At 66.6% G+C, this 18,238-nt stretch carries 19 protein-coding genes; 11 read left to right on the forward strand and 8 right to left on the reverse strand.

What is annotated here, in order from left to right; genetic code table 11:
- The first annotated feature begins 63 nt into the window (after positions 1-63).
- Complete coding sequence (locus tag ACU5AP_RS01045; protein WP_128720452.1) at positions 64-729, forward strand: COQ9 family protein; 666 nt, start codon at positions 64-66, stop codon at positions 727-729.
- 114 nt (positions 730-843) lie between these two features.
- Positions 844-1,197, forward strand: coding sequence for an endonuclease domain-containing protein (locus ACU5AP_RS01050; protein WP_128720450.1), 354 nt, complete (start codon positions 844-846; stop codon positions 1,195-1,197).
- A gap of 91 nt (positions 1,198-1,288) precedes the next feature.
- On the opposite strand, the gene ACU5AP_RS01055 is transcribed toward ACU5AP_RS01050, so the two are convergent.
- Positions 1,289-2,362: a 5-(carboxyamino)imidazole ribonucleotide synthase gene (locus ACU5AP_RS01055; RefSeq protein ID WP_046653329.1), complete on the reverse strand. Its 1,074-nt coding sequence runs from the start codon at positions 2,360-2,362 to the stop codon at positions 1,289-1,291.
- Complete coding sequence (gene purE, locus ACU5AP_RS01060; protein WP_128720448.1) at positions 2,362-2,868, reverse strand: 5-(carboxyamino)imidazole ribonucleotide mutase; 507 nt, start codon at positions 2,866-2,868, stop codon at positions 2,362-2,364. The genes ACU5AP_RS01055 and purE overlap by 1 nt, the downstream gene beginning before the upstream one ends.
- A 127-nt stretch (positions 2,869-2,995) precedes the next feature.
- On the opposite strand from purE, the gene ACU5AP_RS01065 reads away from it, so the two are divergent.
- On the forward strand, positions 2,996-3,598 hold the full coding sequence (locus tag ACU5AP_RS01065) for a GGDEF domain-containing protein (RefSeq protein WP_128720443.1): 603 nt from the start codon (positions 2,996-2,998) through the stop codon (positions 3,596-3,598).
- A gap of 45 nt (positions 3,599-3,643) precedes the next feature.
- Here ACU5AP_RS01065 and ACU5AP_RS01070 read toward each other — a convergent pair whose 3' ends face one another.
- Positions 3,644-5,044, reverse strand: coding sequence for an amino acid permease (locus tag ACU5AP_RS01070; RefSeq protein ID WP_088410064.1), 1,401 nt, complete (start codon positions 5,042-5,044; stop codon positions 3,644-3,646).
- 481 nt (positions 5,045-5,525) lie between these two features.
- Between ACU5AP_RS01070 and ACU5AP_RS01075 the strand changes: the two genes are divergently transcribed.
- The 4 genes from ACU5AP_RS01075 to ACU5AP_RS01090 all read left to right on the forward strand — a co-directional run bounded on the left by ACU5AP_RS01075 (position 5,526) and on the right by ACU5AP_RS01090 (position 12,624).
- On the forward strand, positions 5,526-7,121 hold the full coding sequence (locus ACU5AP_RS01075) for an amidohydrolase family protein (protein WP_446680684.1): 1,596 nt from the start codon (positions 5,526-5,528) through the stop codon (positions 7,119-7,121).
- A gap of 76 nt (positions 7,122-7,197) precedes the next feature.
- Positions 7,198-10,149 carry a TonB-dependent receptor domain-containing protein gene (locus tag ACU5AP_RS01080; RefSeq protein ID WP_446680685.1) on the forward strand — a complete coding sequence of 984 codons (2,952 nt, stop codon included), beginning with the start codon at positions 7,198-7,200 and terminating at the stop codon, positions 10,147-10,149.
- 89 nt (positions 10,150-10,238) lie between these two features.
- Positions 10,239-12,035, forward strand: a complete 1,797-nt coding sequence (locus ACU5AP_RS01085) for a DUF885 domain-containing protein (RefSeq protein ID WP_128720440.1) — start codon at positions 10,239-10,241, stop codon at positions 12,033-12,035.
- Positions 12,036-12,150: 115 nt separating this feature from the next.
- The gene (locus ACU5AP_RS01090) at positions 12,151-12,624 is read left to right on the forward strand and encodes an Lrp/AsnC ligand binding domain-containing protein (RefSeq protein WP_003165692.1); all 474 of its coding nucleotides are present in this window, start codon (positions 12,151-12,153) and stop codon (positions 12,622-12,624) included.
- 392 nt (positions 12,625-13,016) lie between these two features.
- Here the strand turns inward: ACU5AP_RS01090 and ACU5AP_RS01095 are convergent, their stop codons facing one another.
- From ACU5AP_RS01095 to ACU5AP_RS01105, 3 genes are read right to left on the reverse strand one after another with little or no spacing between them, the layout of a single operon-like run.
- Complete coding sequence (locus ACU5AP_RS01095) at positions 13,017-13,241, reverse strand: YdcH family protein (protein ID WP_046653338.1); 225 nt, start codon at positions 13,239-13,241, stop codon at positions 13,017-13,019.
- Positions 13,242-13,280: 39 nt separating this feature from the next.
- Positions 13,281-13,751: a TIGR02444 family protein gene (locus tag ACU5AP_RS01100; protein WP_128720436.1), complete on the reverse strand. Its 471-nt coding sequence runs from the start codon at positions 13,749-13,751 to the stop codon at positions 13,281-13,283.
- Positions 13,748-14,365, reverse strand: a complete 618-nt coding sequence (locus ACU5AP_RS01105; RefSeq protein ID WP_446680686.1) for a UbiX family flavin prenyltransferase — start codon at positions 14,363-14,365, stop codon at positions 13,748-13,750. Before ACU5AP_RS01105 ends, ACU5AP_RS01100 begins: the two co-directional genes overlap by 4 nt.
- A 114-nt stretch (positions 14,366-14,479) precedes the next feature.
- Here ACU5AP_RS01105 and ACU5AP_RS01110 point away from each other — a divergent pair, with 114 nt between their 5' ends.
- On the forward strand, positions 14,480-14,653 hold the full coding sequence (locus ACU5AP_RS01110) for a YdcH family protein (protein ID WP_081461894.1): 174 nt from the start codon (positions 14,480-14,482) through the stop codon (positions 14,651-14,653).
- 78 nt (positions 14,654-14,731) lie between these two features.
- Here ACU5AP_RS01110 and ACU5AP_RS01115 read toward each other — a convergent pair whose 3' ends face one another.
- Entirely contained in the window at positions 14,732-15,397 is a 666-nt protein-coding gene (locus tag ACU5AP_RS01115) for a DUF1013 domain-containing protein (RefSeq protein ID WP_003165688.1), read from the reverse strand.
- Positions 15,398-15,613: 216 nt separating this feature from the next.
- On the opposite strand from ACU5AP_RS01115, the gene ACU5AP_RS01120 reads away from it, so the two are divergent.
- Complete coding sequence (locus tag ACU5AP_RS01120) at positions 15,614-16,276, forward strand: beta/gamma crystallin-related protein (protein ID WP_040345832.1); 663 nt, start codon at positions 15,614-15,616, stop codon at positions 16,274-16,276.
- 55 nt (positions 16,277-16,331) lie between these two features.
- Here the strand turns inward: ACU5AP_RS01120 and ACU5AP_RS01125 are convergent, their stop codons facing one another.
- A complete protein-coding gene (locus ACU5AP_RS01125; protein WP_446680725.1) occupies positions 16,332-17,303 on the reverse strand; it encodes an NAD(P)H-quinone oxidoreductase in 972 nt (323 codons plus the stop codon).
- Positions 17,304-17,395: 92 nt separating this feature from the next.
- Here ACU5AP_RS01125 and ACU5AP_RS01130 point away from each other — a divergent pair, with 92 nt between their 5' ends.
- Together ACU5AP_RS01130 and rcdA are read left to right on the forward strand one after the other, a co-directional pair.
- Positions 17,396-17,599 carry a DUF1192 domain-containing protein gene (locus ACU5AP_RS01130; RefSeq protein ID WP_446680687.1) on the forward strand — a complete coding sequence of 68 codons (204 nt, stop codon included), beginning with the start codon at positions 17,396-17,398 and terminating at the stop codon, positions 17,597-17,599.
- Positions 17,600-17,705: 106 nt separating this feature from the next.
- Positions 17,706-18,212 (forward strand): protease adaptor protein RcdA, encoded by a 507-nt coding sequence (gene rcdA / locus ACU5AP_RS01135; RefSeq protein WP_040345826.1) that lies wholly within the window; start codon positions 17,706-17,708, stop codon positions 18,210-18,212.
- The last annotated feature ends 26 nt before the right edge of the window (positions 18,213-18,238 follow it).

The following is an 18,238-nucleotide window of genomic DNA, read 5'->3' on the forward strand; positions in this document are numbered from 1 at the left end:
CAGATCGTCGCGCCTAATCGTGATGGGTCGAAACGCCCGCCGGATGGGCGTATCGTGCCGCCCATGACCGAGACAGCCGACACCGCTCCGAAAGGCGATTGGGCCGACCGCACAGAACAGGCCGTTCTGGACGCGGCCATAGAACGCGCGCCCGCGCTGGGCTGGAACGCGCGCCTGACGCGCGCCGCGTGCGAGGCCTGCGGCCTGTCGCTGGGCGACCAGGAATTGCTGCTGCCCAACGGCCCGCGCGATCTGGCGGTCCTGTTGTCGCGTCGCCATGACGCCCGCGCGCTGAAGGTGCTGGAAGCCACGCCCGCGTCCACGATGAAGATTCGCGAACGAATCGCCGCCGCCGTCTCGGCGCGGATGGAAGCGGGGGCGCAGGACATCGAGGCGGCCAAGCGCTGCGCGGGCTTCCTCAGCCTGCCGACCAACGTCGACCTGGGCTTCAAGCTGGCGTGGGAGACGGCGGATCATCTGTGGCGCTGGGCCGGGGATACGGCGACGGACCAGAATCACTACTCCAAGCGAGCGATTCTGGGCGGCATCCTGATTCCCGCCCTGACGATGCGCTGGTTCGACGGGCGCGAGGCGGCGGAAGGCTTCGTCGCCCGCCGCATCGACAACGTCATGGCCTTCGAGAAGTGGAAGGCGGGCAAGGACTTTGACGCGCCCGTGCGCACGATCACGGATGTGCTGGGGCGGCTTAGATACGGCGCCAAGGCCTGATGACCCTCTCCCGATGGGAGAGGGCTTGAGCCTCCAAGAGCGAAGCGATTGGCAAGGCGAAAGGGTGAGGGTTCCCGGCTTGCCGTTGTCGCTCGCCGCTCGCACAGTCTACGCATGGCATCCTCACGAACCGACCGTACGCGTGGGCTGCGCCAGTCTGCCGGGCGTGCGGAGGAGCGTGCGTGGGGGGCTCTCCGCGGTGGAAGGATCGAGGGCCACAAGTTTCGTCGCCAGCATCCTGTCGGGCCGTATTTTGCGGACTTCGCCTGCGACCGGCTGCGTCTGATCATCGAGATCGACGGCGGGGTGCATCGGTTGGACGACGTGGCGGCGCGTGATGTTCAGCGGCAGCAGGCGCTTGAGGCGCTGGGCTGGACCGTGATCCGGGTGACGAACGATCAGGTCTTTGAGGCACCGGAGTTCTTGGTTGAAGCGGTGAAGGCGTACGCGCGGCGCATGAACGGCTGATCGCCAACCCTCACCCTTTCGCCTTGACCAATCGCTTTGCTCTTGGAGGCTCAAGCCCTCTCCCATTGGGAGAGGGAAGGCGGGGAGAGGGTTAAAGGATGCGGTTGACGTGCGCCATCTTGCGTCCCGGCCGGGCGTCGTGCTTGCCGTAGAGGTGCAGGCGGGCGTCGGGCTGGGCGGCCAGGGCGCGCCAGTCCTCGACCTCGGCGCCCAGCAGATTGGTCATCTCGATGCGGGCGTGGGCCTGCGTGGGGCCCAGGGGCCAGCCGACGACGGCGCGGACGTGCTGCTCGAACTGGTCGCAGACGCAGCCGTCCTGGGTCCAGTGGCCGGTGTTGTGGACGCGGGGGGCGACCTCGTTCACCAGCAGTTCGCCGTCGCCCATGTCGAACAGTTCGATGCCCATGACGCCGATGTAGTCGAGGCCGTCCAGCACCGCGGCGGCGATCTGTTCGGCGCGCGCCTGCGTGGCGGGATCGACGGCGGCGGGTGCGATGGTGGTCTTCAGCACCCCGTTCTTGTGGACGTTCTCGCCCAGGGGATAGACGGCGACCGCGCCGTCGTGGCCGCGGGCGGCGATGATCGACAACTCGCGCTGGAAGACGGCGGCGGCTTCCAGCACGGCGGGACGGCGGCCGATGGCGTCGAAGGCGGCCTCGGCCTCGGCGGCGTCGCGAATCCAGACCTGGCCCTTGCCGTCATAGCCCTCGCGTCGGGTCTTCAGCAGGGCGGGCAGGCCTAGGCGTTCGATGGCGTTGGTGAGGTCATCCAGCGTCGTCACGGCGGCGAAGGCCACGGTCGGGGCGTCGACTGCGTTCAGATAGGTCTTCTCGTCCACCCGGTCCTGGCCGACGGCCAGGGCGGTCGGTCCCGGCGCGACCAGGGCGCCCGCTTCGGCCAGGGTCTCGACCGAGGCGGCGGGGACGTTCTCGAACTCGAAGGTGACGACGTCGCACAGACGGCCCAGCGCCTGGAGCGCGTCGGGGTCGTCATAGGGCGCGGTGATCTGGGCGCGCGAGACGCGGGCGGCCGGGCAGTCCGGCTGAGGATCGAGGATCACCACGTCGAAGCCCAGGCGCGAGGCGGCCTGGCTCAGCATCCGGCCCAACTGGCCCCCGCCGAGAATGCCGAGGGTCGATCCGGGGGGCAGGGGCAACTGGGGCATCAGTCCTCGACCGTTTCGGCGACGGATTCGGTCTGGGCGGCGCGGAAGGCTGACAGGCGCTCGGCGACGGACGCGTCGGACAGGGCCAGGATCTGCGCCGCAAAAATCCCGGCGTTCGCGGCGCCCGCCTCGCCGATAGCCAGCGTAGCGACGGGCACGCCGCCGGGCATCTGGACGATCGACAGCAGGGAATCGAGGCCCTTCAGCGCCTTGGACTGGACCGGCACGCCCAGCACCGGCAGGTCGGTCATGGAGGCGGCCATGCCCGGCAGGTGGGCCGCACCCCCGGCGCCCGCGATAATGACCTTGAAGCCCTTGTCCTTCGCCGTCGTGGCGAAGTCGTAGAGGCGCTGGGGCGTGCGGTGTGCGCTGACAACTTTGGCCTCCCAGGCGACGCCCAACTGATCCAGACGGTCGGCGGCCGACTTCATCGTGGGCCAGTCGGAGCGGCTGCCCATGATGATGGCGACAGGAGGCGTCGTGGCCGGCGGCGTGGAGGCGGTCATGCGCAAAGGCTCCCCAAGCGGAAAGCGGCCCGTTACAGCACCCGCGTTGCGCCCGCAACCGAGGACGCTAGACTCTGATGCGTCGCGGGCCTTTGAGTCGGCCGGAAAAGCGACGCCGGAGCCCGCCTTGAATCCACTGGCCGATCAGACCATCGCTCCGGTTTCGGAAGACGAACTGCACGCCGAGCTCGCGCGCCTGCGCGCCGAGGTGGCGGGTCTGATTGAGCGAGCTGAACGGGCCGAGGCCCTGGCGGATCATGACGTGCTGACGCCCGTGCTGAACCGGCGCGGCTTCATGACGGTGCTGGCGCGCAACCTGGCCTATTGCCGCCGCCACGGGGTCGAGGCGGCGCTGCTGTATCTCGACCTGGACGGGTTCAAGGGCATCAACGACGGTCTAGGCCATGCGGCGGGCGACGCGGCGCTGATCGCCGTGGCCGAGCTGTTGCTGGCGAACGTGCGCGAGTCCGACGCCGTGGGCCGCATGGGCGGGGACGAGTTCACCGTGTTGCTGATGAACGCCGGCGCCGAGGAAGGGCGCGAGAAGGCGCGGCGGCTGAGCGAGGCGCTGCAGAGCGAAGGCTTCATCTGGGATGGGACGCGGTTGGCGCTGGGCGGTTCGTTCGGCGTGCGGGCCTATGCTGAACAGGCCGACGCGGAGGTCTGGCTGTCCGAGGCGGATGCGGCCATGTGGCTGCGCAAGAAGGCGCGGCCGGAGGCGACGCGCTGACGAATTGAAAAGGGCGCCGAGGTCAGCCTCGGCGCCCTTCTTTTCTTAGCCGTTCAGCAGGCTGTTGCGGCGGCTGTACAGCAGATAGACCGCCACCCCGATCACGTTCCAGATGACGAAGTTGATCTGGGTCGAGGCGGGCAGGCTGAAGAACAGGTAGACGCAACCCGCGATGGCCACCGGGCCGACCAGCCACCACACCGGAGCACGGAAGACGCGCGGACGGCCAGGCTCGCGACGACGCAGCACGATCAGGCACAGGCCGACCGAGGCGAAGGCCACCAGCGTTCCGGCGTTGGCCAGGGCGGCCAGGTCGCCCAGCGGAATGAAGCCGGCGATGATCGCCATCAGGACGGCCGTGCCCGCCGTCACGCGCACCGGCCCGCCCGAACGCTCGGACACATGGGCCAGGCTGCGCGGCAGCAGGCCGTCGCGCGCCATGACGAAGAAGATGCGGCTCTGGCCGAACATGAAGGCCAGGATGACGGTGGGCAGGGCGACGACCGCCGCGCCCGCGATCAGGGTCGCCCACAGGTCCGACCCGACGGTGCGGATGATGTGGGACAGGGGCTCGGGCGACTTCATGAAGTCGGTGAAGGGCATGGCGCCCAGGGCGGCGATGGCCACGGCCATGTAGATGACGACGCAGGCCACCATCGAGCCGATGATGCCGATGGTCAGGTCGCGGGCGGGGTTGCGGGTCTCTTCGGCCGCCGTGGCCACGGCGTCGAAGCCGTAAAAGGCGAAGAAGATGATGGCCGCCGCCGCCATGACGCCCATCTCGGCGCCGATGCCGTGCGAGAAGCCGTAGGGCATGAAGGGCTTGAGGTTGGCCGGGTTGAAGTGGGGCAGGGCGATCGCCACGAAGGCGATCAGGGCGGCGATCTTGACCACCACCAGCACGGCGTTGATCGAGGCGCTTTCCTTGGTGCCGGCGACCAGCAGGCCCGCCACGGCGGCGACGATGATGACGGCGGGCAGGTTGACGATCCCGCCCTGCGACGGGGCCGAGGTCAGCATGGCGGGCAGGCCCATGCCGATGCCCTCCATCATGCCCGAGAAATAACCCGCCCAGCCCACGGCCACGGCCGAACAGACGACGGTGTACTCTAGGATCAGGCTCCAGCCGACCATCCAGGCCGCGCCCTCGCCCAGGGTGGTGTAGGAATAGGTGTAGGCCGAGCCCGACTCCGGGATCATGGTCGCCAGCTCGGCGTAGGCCAGGGCGGCGCAGACGCAGACGATTCCCGCAATGACGAAGGCCAGCATGACCGCAGGTCCGGCCCGTTCGGCCCCCACGCCGATCAGAGTGTAGATGCCGGTGCCGACAATGGCGCCGACGCCCAGGGCGACCAGATGCGGCCAGGACAGGGTGGGTTTCAGGCCATGAGCCTTGGGCGGCCCTCCCAGCGCAGGCAGAGCCTTGCGGCGTGTCATGAAACTCATGCGTCTTCCCCCAGACGGTTCTTGGCGGCGGATGTGAAAATATTCGGAATAACGGTGTTTTTCCGTAGTATTCTCGGCAAAGGCTTGGGGTGGCCAAGCTATGCCGCAACAGAAAAAACGACCCTGAAAGGCCGCTTCATATCCTGATCATTGGATCATAAATTCAGATTTGCCGCAGAAACAACGTTTCGATCCCGCATTTGGCCTGAAAAAGCGCATTTCGAAGATGGCTCAGTTTTTCGACGATCGTGTGAATTTTATTTCGTCGTACCGGCAATATCCGAAGCTCATGCTTCCTCCGGGGTGCTAGCGATTCAAGGACCGGTCAAACGCCGGACAAGCGCTTGCAGGGGCTTCGGCCCCCAATCTTGGGAGGGATTGCAGCTTGCGGACGACGCTAGGGGTGAAGGCTGTCCTTATGGGGGCAGGGGCTGTCTGCGCGGCAGCGCTGTTGTTGGCGACGGGGGCGCCGAGCACGGCTGTGGCCCAGACGCAGGCCCAGAACCAGGCCCAGAGCCAGGCTCAGGCGGCTCAGGCGCGCGCCACGCTCAATCCGGCGCCGCCGCGCCGCGCCGATGAGGGTTTCGGTCCCTATCCGTTGATGGTGGTGCGCGGCGCCATGCTGATCGACGGCACGGGCGCGCCGCCCATGGGGCCGGTCGATATCGTCATCGAGAACGACAAGATCACGGACATCATTCAGGCCGGCTGGCCCGGACTGCCCGAGCGTGAGGGCCGCCCGCCGCTGAACGCGGCGCATGAGATCGATGCGCGCGGCATGTACGTCATGCCCGGCTTCGTCGACGCCCACGCCCACGGCGGCAGCCCGCAGAAGGCGCCGGACCTGGAGTATGTCTACAAGCTGTGGCTGGCCCACGGCGTGACCACTGTGCGCGGCGTCAGCCTGGCGCCGCATGACATCGCCGTGTCGGAGAAGGCCCGTTCGGCGCGCGGCGAGATCGTCGCCCCGCGCATCTTCAACTATCAGACCATCGGCTCAGGCTGGTCGCGCGGCCGCATCCGCAATCCCGAGATGGCGCGCGAATGGGTGCGCTGGGGCGCGGCCAACGGCGTGGACGGCATCAAATTCTTCCTGCGCGGCGACGAGACGCCCGAGGTGGTCCTGGCCGCCATCGACGAGGCCAAGAAGAACCACATGGGCACAGTGGCCCACATCGCCCAGCCGGGCGTGGCCCAGTTGAACGCCGAACAGCTGGCGGCGGCGGGCCTGGGGACCATCACCCACTTCTACGGCCACTTCGAGTCGCTGCTGGGCGGGCGGACGATTCAGGACTATCCGACCGACTACAACTTCTACGACGAGCAGAAGCGCTTCGGCGAAGCGGCCGAGATCTGGGACGAGGTCGAGCCGGGTTCGGCGCAGTGGTACGCCTATCTGGAGGCGCAGAAGAAGGCGGGCGTCGTCTTCGATCCGACGATGACCATCTATGCGGCGTCGCGCGATCTGATGCGGGCGCGCAACGCGCCCTGGCACCAGACCTATACGCTTCCGGCGCTGGCGGACTATTTCCAGTCCACGCGCGACAATCACGGCAGCTACTTCTTCGACTGGACGACTTCGAACGAGGTGGCTTGGCGCCGCTTCTACGAGCGGTTCATGCGGCTGGTGAACGACTACAAGAAGGTCGGCGGCCGGGTGACGGTGGGATCGGACTCCGGCTTCATCTGGAAGCTGTACGGTTTCGGCTACATCGAGGAGCTGGAACTGCTGCAGGAAGCGGGCTTCCACCCGCTGGAGATCGTGCGCGCCGCGACGATGGACGGGGCGACGACCCTGGCCGAACCGACCGGCAAGGCGCCGACCTTCGGCGTCGTGCGGCCGGGCATGAGCGCGGATCTGGTCATCACGACCGAGAATCCGCTGGCGAATTTCAAGACCTTGTACGGCACCGGACATGAGCGCCTGAGCCCCGAGAACCGCATCGAGACGGTCGGCGGGGTGCGTTGGACGGTGGCGCGCGGGGTCGCCTACGACGCGCCGGCCTTGTTGGCCGACGTGCGGGCGATGGTCGATCGGCAAAAAGCCGAACGAGGGGAGGCGCAAGGAGGGCGCTGATCCAAAACAACGACGCAGGCGACGCCGAATGGGGACGGCCCGCCTGGGTTTCAGATCAAAAACGAGGGGTGATCGAATGAGACTGTCTGCGTACCTGAAGACCGGCACGATAATCGCCGGTCTGGCCGTCACGGCCGCCGCCGCCCAGCCTGCCTGGGCCCAATCCGAAACGCCTGCCGCCGAGCCGGAAGCCAGCGCTGTCGCCGACATCGTCGTGACGGGCTCGCGTATCCGCCGTCCGAACGTCGAGGCGGCGACGCCCGTCAACGTCGTCGACGCCCAGGAGATCGAGAACACCGGCGTCACCAACCTGATCGACGCCATGTCGCGTCAGCCGCAGGTCGGCCTGGGCGCCTCGGCCTCGAGCACCACAAACTCGGTGTCAGGGCAGGGGCTGGCGACGCTGAACCTGCGTAATCTGGGCTCCAGCCGCACCCTGGTGCTGGTCAACGGCCGCCGCCATGTCGCCGGCACGGCGGGCACCAGCGCGGTGGACGTGAACTCCATCTCGAAGACGACGATCGCACGCATCGACACGGTGACGGGCGGTTCGTCGGCGGTCTATGGCGCGGACGCCGTGGCCGGGGTGGTCAACTTCATCACCAAGCAGGACTTCGACGGCATCGCCGTCCAGACGCAGTATGGCTCGGCCGACGGTCCGAACACCTATTACGGCTCGGTCGCTGTGGGTCGGAACTTCAATGACGACCGGACCAACATCATGGGCGCTCTGACCTATGACAAGTCCGAGGGGCTGTTCCGCCACGAGCGCGACTACGCCATGAGCTCCCTGGCCGAGATTCCGAACCCGAACAAGAAGAGCGCCAACGACGGCCTGCCGTCCTTCATCATGGCGCGGGACGTCTACACCAACACCCAGAACGACTTCTTCACCCCGGTCATCGTCACGCCGATCGGCGCCAACAAGGCCTTCGCCCTGACCTTCACGCCGGACGGCAAGCTGGTCCCGTTCGACCGCGGCCAGATCCTGTACGACGGCGCCGGGCGCGAGCAGAAGCTGTCGATCGGCGGCGACGGCTTCAAGCTGCGCGACGACATGCTGCGCACCCCGGTCGAGCGTTTCGGCGGCGAGCTGCAGCTGCGCCACCAGTTCCAGCCCTCGGGCGACTTCATCAGCGAACTGAATCTGTTCGCCGAAGCCAAGTATTTCCATATGGAGGCCAGCAGCCAGGCGCGGAACGGCACCTTCGCCGACAGTTCGCCGGGCATGTCGACGGGCAACGCCTATCGTATCAAGGCGGATAACGCCTTCCTGCCTGATGAACTGAAGACCATGCTGGCGCAGGCCAATATGACGTTCTTCGACATCAGCCGGATCGACACCGACTTCGGCATCCGCACCACGCAAAGCGTCTACGACACCACGCGCTTCGTGACCGGGGTGGACGGCGCCTTCAGCAACGGCTGGCGGTTCGAGGCCTACGTCAACTACGGCCAGACCGAGTCGGAGTTCACCAACTTCGACCGTTTGCAGAAGGAGTTTTATGAATCGATCGACGCTTGGCGCGATCCGTCGACGAACCAGATCGTCTGCCGCAGCGCGGATGCGCGGGCACGGGGTTGCCAGCCGCTGAACCTGTTCGGCGCCTATGTCGGCTCTCAGGAGGCGATCGACTATTCCTACATCTACACGGTTCGCAATGATCGCATCCGTCAGTGGAACGCGGTGGCCAGCGTCAACGGCGAGCTGTTCTCGTATCCGTCGCTGTTCAGCGGAACCAGCCTGCCGGTCGCCTTCGCGGCGGGCGTGGAATGGCGCAAGGAAGCCAGCCGCGCCGTGCCGGACATGCGTTCGCAGAAGGCGCTGATCTTCCAGAACACTCAGGCCAGAACCGAGGGCGCCTATGAGTCCAAGGAAATCTTCGGCGAGGTGAATCTTCCCCTGCTGGCCGACGTGCCCTTCATCCAGTACCTGGACCTGACGGCGGCCTATCGCTTCCAGGACTACACCACCACGGGCGGCGACAGCAGCTATGGCCTGGGCATGGAGTGGACAGTCGACCGCAACATCCGTTTCCGCGCCAACTACGCCAAGGCCGTGCGCGCGCCGAACATCAGCGAACTGTTCGACGGCGGCAGTGAAGGCTTCGCCCTGTTCGACGACCCCTGCGACGCGACGCGGTTGAACCTGGGCAACTATCCCGCCAACCGCAAGGCGAACTGCGCGGCCCTGGGCCTGGCGCCCGACTTCACCCAGTCGATCGCGACCAAGCCGTCCGTCAGCAAGGGCAACCCGGACCTGAACCCGGAAGAGGGCGAAACCCTGACGCTGGGCGTCGTCCTGACGCCGACCTTCCTGCCGGGCCTGGCGGTCACCATCGACCACTACGACATCAAGATCAGCGACGTCATCGCCTCGTTTGGCGCGCGCACGATCATCAACAACTGCGTCGACAGCCCGACCCTGGACAATCCGTTCTGCGGCAACGTCATGCGCGGCGCCGACGGCAACATCAGCCGGGTGATCAACCAGGTGATGAACGTCGCCGAGTACACCAACTCGGGTTGGGACGTGACGGCGTCCTACCGCACGGACCTGGAGGCCTTGGGCCTGCCGCCCTACGGCTCGCTGTCGTTCAACGTGGCGGCGGGCTTCCTGGACGAGCTGACCTATGATCCGGTGCCGGGCGACGCCAGCGTGCGCGACGAACAGGCCGGCGAGGCGCCCAATCCCAAGCGCCGGGTCAACTTCCGCGTGTCGTGGGACTATGACAAGCTGTCGCTGTCCTACGCCAACCGCTACCTGAGCAGCGTCGTGCGCAGCAATCAGGACTCTGTCGGCTCGTACGAAGTGTGGAAGGCTCCGTCGTGGCTGACCCACGACCTGCGCGCCGAGTATCGGTTCGATCGCTTCTCTGTCTTCGGCGGGGTGAACAACTTCACCGATGAAGCGCCGCCGCAGACGCCGTTCACCTGGACTGGAACGTCGTTATATAACGGCTTCAACGCCAGCATCTACAATAACCTTGGCCGTTACGTGTACATTGGCGTGAACGCCCAGTTCTAATCCAGAATGGGAAGCCGTCCGGTCTCGGGCGGCTTCTCACCTTGGAGACGCTGACAAGGCGTCTGTTTCTGTTTTTTGGGGGAAAGACGATGAAGACCCTGACCGCCTATAGCGCCATTGCAGTCGCCGTCGGCCTGCTGGCCTTCGCCGCCGCCCCGACGCCGACCCTGGCTCGTGCGCCCGACGCGGCGCCCGCCGCCGCTGCGCCTTCGGCTCTGGACGCCCAGTTCGAAGACATCGCCGCCGAGGAGTGGGCCTGGCGCCAGAAGGAGCTGCCGGGCCGTAACGCCAAGCCCAGCACCCTGCCGGACGTCAGCGCCGCCACCCAGCAACGCCGGCTGGCCTACTGGACCGATGTTCAGCGTCGTCTGGACGCCATTTCTCCGGATCAGCTGTCGCCGAACCAGCGCACCAACTACGCCGTCTACAGGCACCAGATCGACAACTTCGTCGATGACGGCCGTCACCGCCTGTATGAGATGCCTTTCAACTCGGACAGCGCCTTCTGGTCGTCGCTGACGGGCATGGGCAATGCGACCTTCACCTCGGTCGAGGACTATGAGCGCTATCTGTCCCAGATACGGGACGTGCCGCGCTACTTCGATCAGCAGATCACCAATATGCGCGCCGGCCTGGCGCGCGGCTTCACCCAACCCAAGGCCTCGCTGGTCGGGCGGGACGTGTCGATCCTGGCGGTGACGGAGCCGACGGACGTCGCCCAGAACCCCTTTTACAAACCCTTCCTGACCATGCCGGCGAACATTTCCGAGGCGGACAAGGCGCGTCTGCGCGCCGCCGCCGTTCAGGCGATCCAGCAGCAGGTCGTGCCGGCGCATCGCACTCTGCTGAGCTTCATCCGCGACGAATACATGCCGGGCGCGCGCGACACCCTGGGGGCCAACCGCCTGCCGGACGGCGACGACTTCTATCAGACGCAGATTCGCCAATACACCAGCGTCAACCTGACCCCTGACCAGATCCACGCCATCGGCCGCAGCGAGGTCACGCGCATTCGCGCCGAGATGGAGACGGTGATGCGCAGCACCGGCTGGACCGGCACCTTCGCCGAGTTCCTCCACTTCCTGAAGACCGACCCGCAGTTCCACTATGACAAGCCCGAGCACCTGCTGTGGCACGGCGCCTGGGTCATCAAGAAGGTCGACGGCAAGATCGGTCAGTATTTCAATCTGAAGCCGCGCGACACCTTCAGCCTGATCCCCGTGCCGGACGCCATCGCGCCCTATTACACGGCCGGTCGAGGCGGCAATGGCGTCTGCCTGCTGAACACCTACGACCTGCCGTCGCGGCCGCGCTACAACATCCCGGCGCTGACGGTGCACGAGTGCAACCCCGGCCACGCCTGGCAGGGCAATCTGCGACGCGAACATCCGCCCATGCCCGATTATCGCGCCCAGATCTATATCTCGGCCTTCGGCGAGGGCTGGGCCCTCTACACTGAGAAGCTGGCCGTCGAGATGGGCATCTATGAAGACGCCTATGAGGACTTCGGCCGCCTGACCTATGAGATGTGGCGCGCGGCGCGCCTGGTGATCGACACCGGCGTGCACTCGCAGGGCTGGACGCGCGAACAGGCGGTGGCCTTCCTGAGCGAGAACACCGCCCTGTCCGACCATGAGGTCGGCACCGAGATCGACCGCTACATCACCTGGCCGGGGCAGGCTCTGTCCTACAAGCTGGGCGAGATCGAGATCGTGCGCCTGCGCCGGCTGGCCGAGGCGGAGCTGGGGGCCGATTTCGACATCAAGGCCTTCCACGATCACCTGCTGGCCATCGGCGTGGCCACCATCCCGGCCATGACCGCCGAGATGGAAGCCTTCATCGCCCAGAGCAAGCAAGCCGCCGCGGCGAAGCGATCGGGGCAGTAGTCGACACCGGGTCGACGTCGGAGGGCGTCGGCCATCCGTCGCTGACAGACGCGTTGCAGATCGCCTGCGGCTTTGTCAGTGTCGGGAATCTGTAAAGCGTAAGGGGGGAGAGCGCATGAGCGCTGGGGAATACAAGCTGGACGACGCCGACCGCCGCATCCTGAGGGTGCTGCAGCAGGACGGGCGGATCACCAATCAGGATCTGGCGGCCGCCTGCAACATGTCGGCGTCATCCTGTTTCGAGCGGGTGCGGCGACTGCGCGAGCGGGGGGTCATCACCGGCTACACCGCCCTCATTGATCCGAAGTTCGCCGAGCGTGAGCTGCTGATCTTCATCGAGGTGCTGCTGGACCGCACGACCTCGGACATCTTCGACCAGTTCGCCGAGCGCATCCGCCGCTCGCCCGAGGTGCTGGAGTGCCACATGGTGGCGGGCGGCTTCGACTATCTGGTCAAGGTGCGGATGAAGGATATGGCGGCCTACCGCATCTTCCTGGCCGACACCCTGATCGTCATGCCGGGCGTGCGCGAGACCCGCACCTACGCCGTGATGGAAGAGGTCAAGGACACCTCGGTCCTGCCGCTGTAAGAGGGGGGGGGGGCGGATTGCGGAGGCCATTCTGGACGGCCTCCGCGACTAGGTTACCAGTAACCGCCGCAAGATCCGATGGCTTCAAGGGTGTAGTAGGGCGAAGTAACGCCTTGGACGGGCGAAGCGACGACTCGCCCGTTCCAACATTTGTCACGGTACCAGCCGACCTGTACCGTCAGCGTAGCGTCGCTATAAAAGGTACGATGGTACATAATATTGGGAGATTGCGCCCCGGCTCCTAACGATGTCAGCGACGTCGCAGCGACAACGGACGCCAGAAGCACGGCGTTACGAATCTTACGCATACGCATGAGCTCTCTCCTGCCAGTGAGTGACGATTTCATCGTCCCCCGCTAGCGACATCAGAGTCAATGATCGATGTTATTCGATTATGCGATGATGTCGGGCAGGATCTGGTCTTGCAGCTTCACGATATCGTCGCGCAGGGCCAGTTTCTTGCGCTTCAGGCGGGCGATCATGAGTTGATCGGGTGCGGGCAGCAGGGCCAGGGCTTCGATGGAGGCGTCCAGGTCTGCGTGCTCCTGCAACAGCAGGGAGAGCTGCGCGCGCAGCTCCTTGTCTTCTTCGGACAGGTAAGGTTCGTCGTCGTTCATGATCAGGCCCCGGACCGGGGGATTATAGCTGAGCTGGCGTCAGGTCGGAAGCAGGTCGGACAGGGTTCTGAGCGCCGGACGCGGCACGACGCGATCCCACAGGCGCGCCGTTTCGGCCATGGCGTCGACGGGCGGGCGAGGCGTTTCGGTCGGGGCGGGAGCCAGGCCTTCGAGCCCGTTCAGCAGATGGCGCTCGGCGGCTAGTTCGGCGGCCTTCACCTGCTCGCGCACGGCCAGGCGGGCGTCCGTCTCAAGGTCCGGCACGGGCGTCTTCAGCGTGCGGCGTACGGCGCGCAGAGGGGCGATGGTGGTGGTCTGCCAGGCGCGGGCGGTGTCGCAGGCGGCCTCGATCGTCTCTTCGTCCGGGCGGCGGCCTGTGGCGGCGGTCCAGGCGGCCCACAGCAGCAGGGGGACGTTCTGTTCGTGATAGTCCTGCAGCGACAGGCAGGCTTCGGCGACGCCCGGCGCGGCGTAGGCGGCGCAGGCCCAGGTCCACAGATCGTCGCTCATGCTTCGGCTCCGCCCTTTAGTCCTTCCCAGCGGCGCACGGCCGACCAGTCCAGGCCGAAGACGTCCAGCGCCCGGCCGACCGACTGGTCGATCATCTGCCCCAGACTGTCGGGTTTGGCGTAGAAGGCGGGCAGGGGCGGGGCGATGACTGCGCCCATTTCGGCCAGGGCGGTCATGGTGCGCAGGTGGCCCAGGTGCAGCGGCGTCTCGCGCACCATCAGCACCAGGGGGCGGCGCTCCTTCAGAGTCACGTCGGCGGCGCGGGTCAGCAGGGTCGAGGTCACGCCGGTGGCGATCTCGCTCATGGTCCGCACCGAACAAGGGGCGACGATCATGCCGAGCGTGCGGAAGGAGCCGGATGAGATGGTGGCCCCGACATCGTTCAGCCGATGGACCACATCCGCCTTGGCCGTCAGGTCGTCGGGGGTGAGATCCGTCTCCTGCGACAAGGTGAGCAGGGCGGCGCGGGTGACGACCAGGTGGCTCTCGACCCCCAGTTCGCGCAGGGCGTCCAGCACGCGCGCGCCATAGATGACGCCCGAAGCACCTGAGATTCCAACGACTAGCCGAGGGGGCGCCGGCGCCCGAACGGTCGTGTTCACAACATCGGCCAAATTCGCCTCCAACCTGTCCGTGTCCGGAGCGGCGGGGGTCACTGCAATGTGATTCCACACCTCGCCGAACCGGGCGCTCAGTGTAGTGGTCCCTTAGACATGGAGGCGCAAGCCATGACCATCGAGGCTCGTATTCGCGAACTGGGTAATCGGCATCGGTCGCTGGATGAAACGATCCAGCAGGAGATGCGCCGCCCCACCGCGGACCCGACACACCTCAGGGAGCTGAAGCAGCGAAAGCTGCGACTTAAGGAAGAGATCAGTAGTCTGGAAGCCCGAACCCACTAGCGGGCCTAGCATCCGAAACGACGACGGCCCCGGAAGAGCGATCTTCCGGGGCCGTTTTGTATTTGTCGATCGGTTGGATCAGTCGCGCGAGCCGAACACCGATTCGGCCGTGGGCTCGGCGCCGAGGCCGTATTCTTCTTCGGCCTCTTCCAGGACGACTTCCGGTTCGGCCTCGGTCTCGATGGGTTGCAGGACGCCGTTCTTGGCGTCGTCCTTGGCCTTCTTGTCGGCGGCCTTGCGCACCACTTCGTCCAGCTGCAGCTGGCCGGTCAGGCCCAGCGTCACCGGATCGACCGGCTTGATATTGGCCGAGTTCCAGTGGGTGCGGTTGCGCACGCTCTCGATCGTGGCCTTGGTGGTGCCCAGCAGTTTGGCGATCTGGGCGTCGGTCACTTCGGGGTGGTTGCGGACGAACCACATGATGGCGTCCGGGCGATCCTGACGACGCGAAACCGGCGTGTATTTCGGACCCGACTTGGCGGGCTTCAGTAGTTCGGCGTGGCGGCTGACCACGGCCTTCATGCGGTAGTTTTCATCGTTCTGGGCCTTGTCCAGCTCTTCGCGGGTCAGCTGGCCGTTGACGATGGGGTCGGCGCCGCGAATGTCGCGCGCCACGTCGCCGTCGGCGATGCCGCGCACCTCAAGCGGGTGCAGGCCGCAGAAGTCGGCGATCTGCTCGAACGAGAGCGAGGTGTTGTCCACCAGCCAGACCGCGGTGGCCTTGGGCATCAGGATGTCGGTCATGGGCATGGATCCCGGCGGTTGCGGCCCGAAAAACGGGCGTTTGAATCGACGGCGCCCGACCTTTTCGGCCGGGCGCGAGAAGGCCTTTATAGGTGATCTTGGCCGAAATGAAAACGTCGTCTGTCGTCTTCATACAGCGAAGGTTCATCTGTCGTGATGAACATTGGGGGCTAGAGCGCGTTGTGCGCCAAGAGAAACCTCGAAGGAGACCGTGTCATGAAGAAGTTCGTGATTGCAGCGGCAGGACTGGTCATGACGGCGGGCGGCTTTTCCGTCGTCAATGTGAGCACGGCGGAGGCGCAGGTGATGCAGCGCGGCGCGCCGCGCGGGTCGTATGCGCAGAGCTGCACTGGGTCGTATGTGAATCAGGGGCGCCTCTACGCCGATTGCCGTGACATGCGGGGCAATATGCGCGAGACCTCGATCGAGTTGGCGCGCTGCTCCAGCGAGGAGATCGTCAACCGCGACGGACGCCTGGTCTGCGGCCGCTTTCAGGGCGATTTCGAGAACGGCGGCCGCCCCGGCCGTCCGGGCGGCGGATGGGATGACGGGCGTCCAGGCCGCCCCGGCGGCGGTTGGGACGACGGTCGCCCCGGCAACGGCGGCTGGGGCCGATCCTCGATCACCGTCTATCGCGACTCTGATTATCGCGGCCAGTCGATGAGCTTCCGTGAGGAAGTCCCGAACCTGCGCAACATGGGCATGAACGACGCGATCAGCTCGATCCGCCTGTCGCGCGGCGCCTGGGAGGTCTGTGAAGACGCCTATTATCGCGGCCGTTGCGAGATCGTCAGCGGCGATATGCGCAACCTGGCCAATACGGGCATGAACGACCGGATTTCGTCGCTACGTCCGGCGCGCGGCGGCGGTCGCTGGTAAACACCGGCCTGTCTGAAAACGAGGGCGGGAGGCTGCGGCCTCCCGTCCTTTTCTTTTAGGGCAGAAGCACGACCTTGCCGACGTGGGCGCCCGCCTCCAGATGGGCGTGGGCTGCGTCCGCTTCGGCCAGGGGGAAGGTCGCCTCGACCTGGGCGCGAACGGCGCCGGACGCGACCCAGGGCCAAACGGTCGCCTCGACGGCGGCCGCCAGGCGGGCCTTTTCGTCGGCCGGGCGGCTGCGCAGGGTCGAGCCCGTCAGGACGATCCGCTTCAGCATGATCCGCATCAGGTCGATCTCGGCCTTGGCCCCGGTCAGGGTGGCGATCACCACCCAGCGCCCGCCGGGCTTCAGGGCGTTGAGGTTCAGCTCTGCGTAGGCCGCGCCGACCATGTCCAGCACCACGTCGGCGCCGCCCGCCTCCTGGATGGCGGCGGCCAGATCGTGCTCAGTCGCGTCCAGGCTGACGTCGGCGCCCAGGGCGCGGGCGGCCTCGGCTTTGGCGGCGCCGCGAGAGGTGGCGATGACTCGGGCGCCCGCCGCCTTGGCCATCTGTATGGCCATGACGCCGATGCCGCTGGTGGCGCCGTGGATCAGCAGGGTCTCGCCCGCCTTCAGCCCGCCGCCTTCGAAGACGTTGGCGAAGACGGTGAAGGCGGTCTCGGGCAGGGCGGCGGCCTGGGTGAAATCGAGGCCGTCGGGGATCGGCAGGGCGTGGCGGGCGTCGACCAAGGCGTATTCAGCGTATCCTCCGCCGCCCAGCAGGGCGCAGACCCGGTCGCCGACGGCCCAGCGCGCCACGCCATCGCCTACGGCGTCGACCTCGCCCGCGACCTCTAGTCCAAGAATGTCCGAAGCGCCCGGCGGGGGCGGATAGCGACCTTCGCGTTGGACGATGTCGGGACGGTTCACGCCCGCCGCACGTACGCGGATGCGGATTTCACCGGGGCCCGGAACGGGCAGGGCGCGCGTGGTCAGGCGCAGGGCGTCGGCGGGGCCGCGTCCGTTCTCGATCTCGATGGCCTTCATGGTTGCGGGCACGGCGGCTCCCTTGGCTTGCATTCCGGATCAATGCGGCGTTCACATAGGGGTTCATGCTCGAAATGGCCAAGGAGGCGAGGATGAGTTTCGAAGATCTGGAGCCCCGGCCGCAGCGCGGCGAGGCCATCGCCGCCCTGGGACGCGAAGACCTGGACCTCTACGCTGTGGACGAATTGCAGGAGCGGATCGCCGCCCTGGAGGCCGAGATCGCCCGATCCCGCGCGGCGATCGACGGCAAGTCCTCGCAGCGCAGCGCCGCCTACGCGCTGTTCAACTTCCGCTGAGGCGCGGGCGGTTGGGGACGGTTTCGACGGCCCTCTCCCGCAGAATCAGCTTCCGTGGCATGACGATTGCACCCAGCGGATGCATGAGATGCATGGATAGACGCCCGTGACAGCCATCGAAGCCGATCTGACCCCGACGCGCCTCGCCGGCGCCGAAGTGCTGGACTTCGCACGCTCGGAGCTCTTCGAGCGCACCTTCCGCGAAGGCATGGAGCTGGTCGAGGAGACCGCCGCCTATCTGGACGGCGACGGACGCCAGGATTCGCGCCTGCTGTCGCGCGCGGCCGCCCTGTCCTATGCGGGCGAGAGCATGAAGCTGACGACGCGGCTGATGCAGATCGCGTCTTGGCTGCTGGTGCAGCGCGCCGTGCGGGAACAGGACATGAGCGCCGAGGCGGCGGGCGACCCCCGCTATCGCCTCGCCGATCGCCGCATCGAGACGGAGCCGCGTCGCGGCGACCTGCCCATCGCCCTGATCGAATACGCGGTGCGAGCCGAGAAGCTCTACGACCGCGTCCTGCATCTGGACCGCCAGATGTATGTGGAGCCCGCCGAGGCGCCCGCCAATCCCGTCCTGAACCAGATGGACCTGCTGCGCGCCGCCTTCGGATAAGGCTTCTCCTCCCCATGCAACGAGAG

It is taken from the genome of Brevundimonas sp. RM1 (assembly GCF_052907225.1).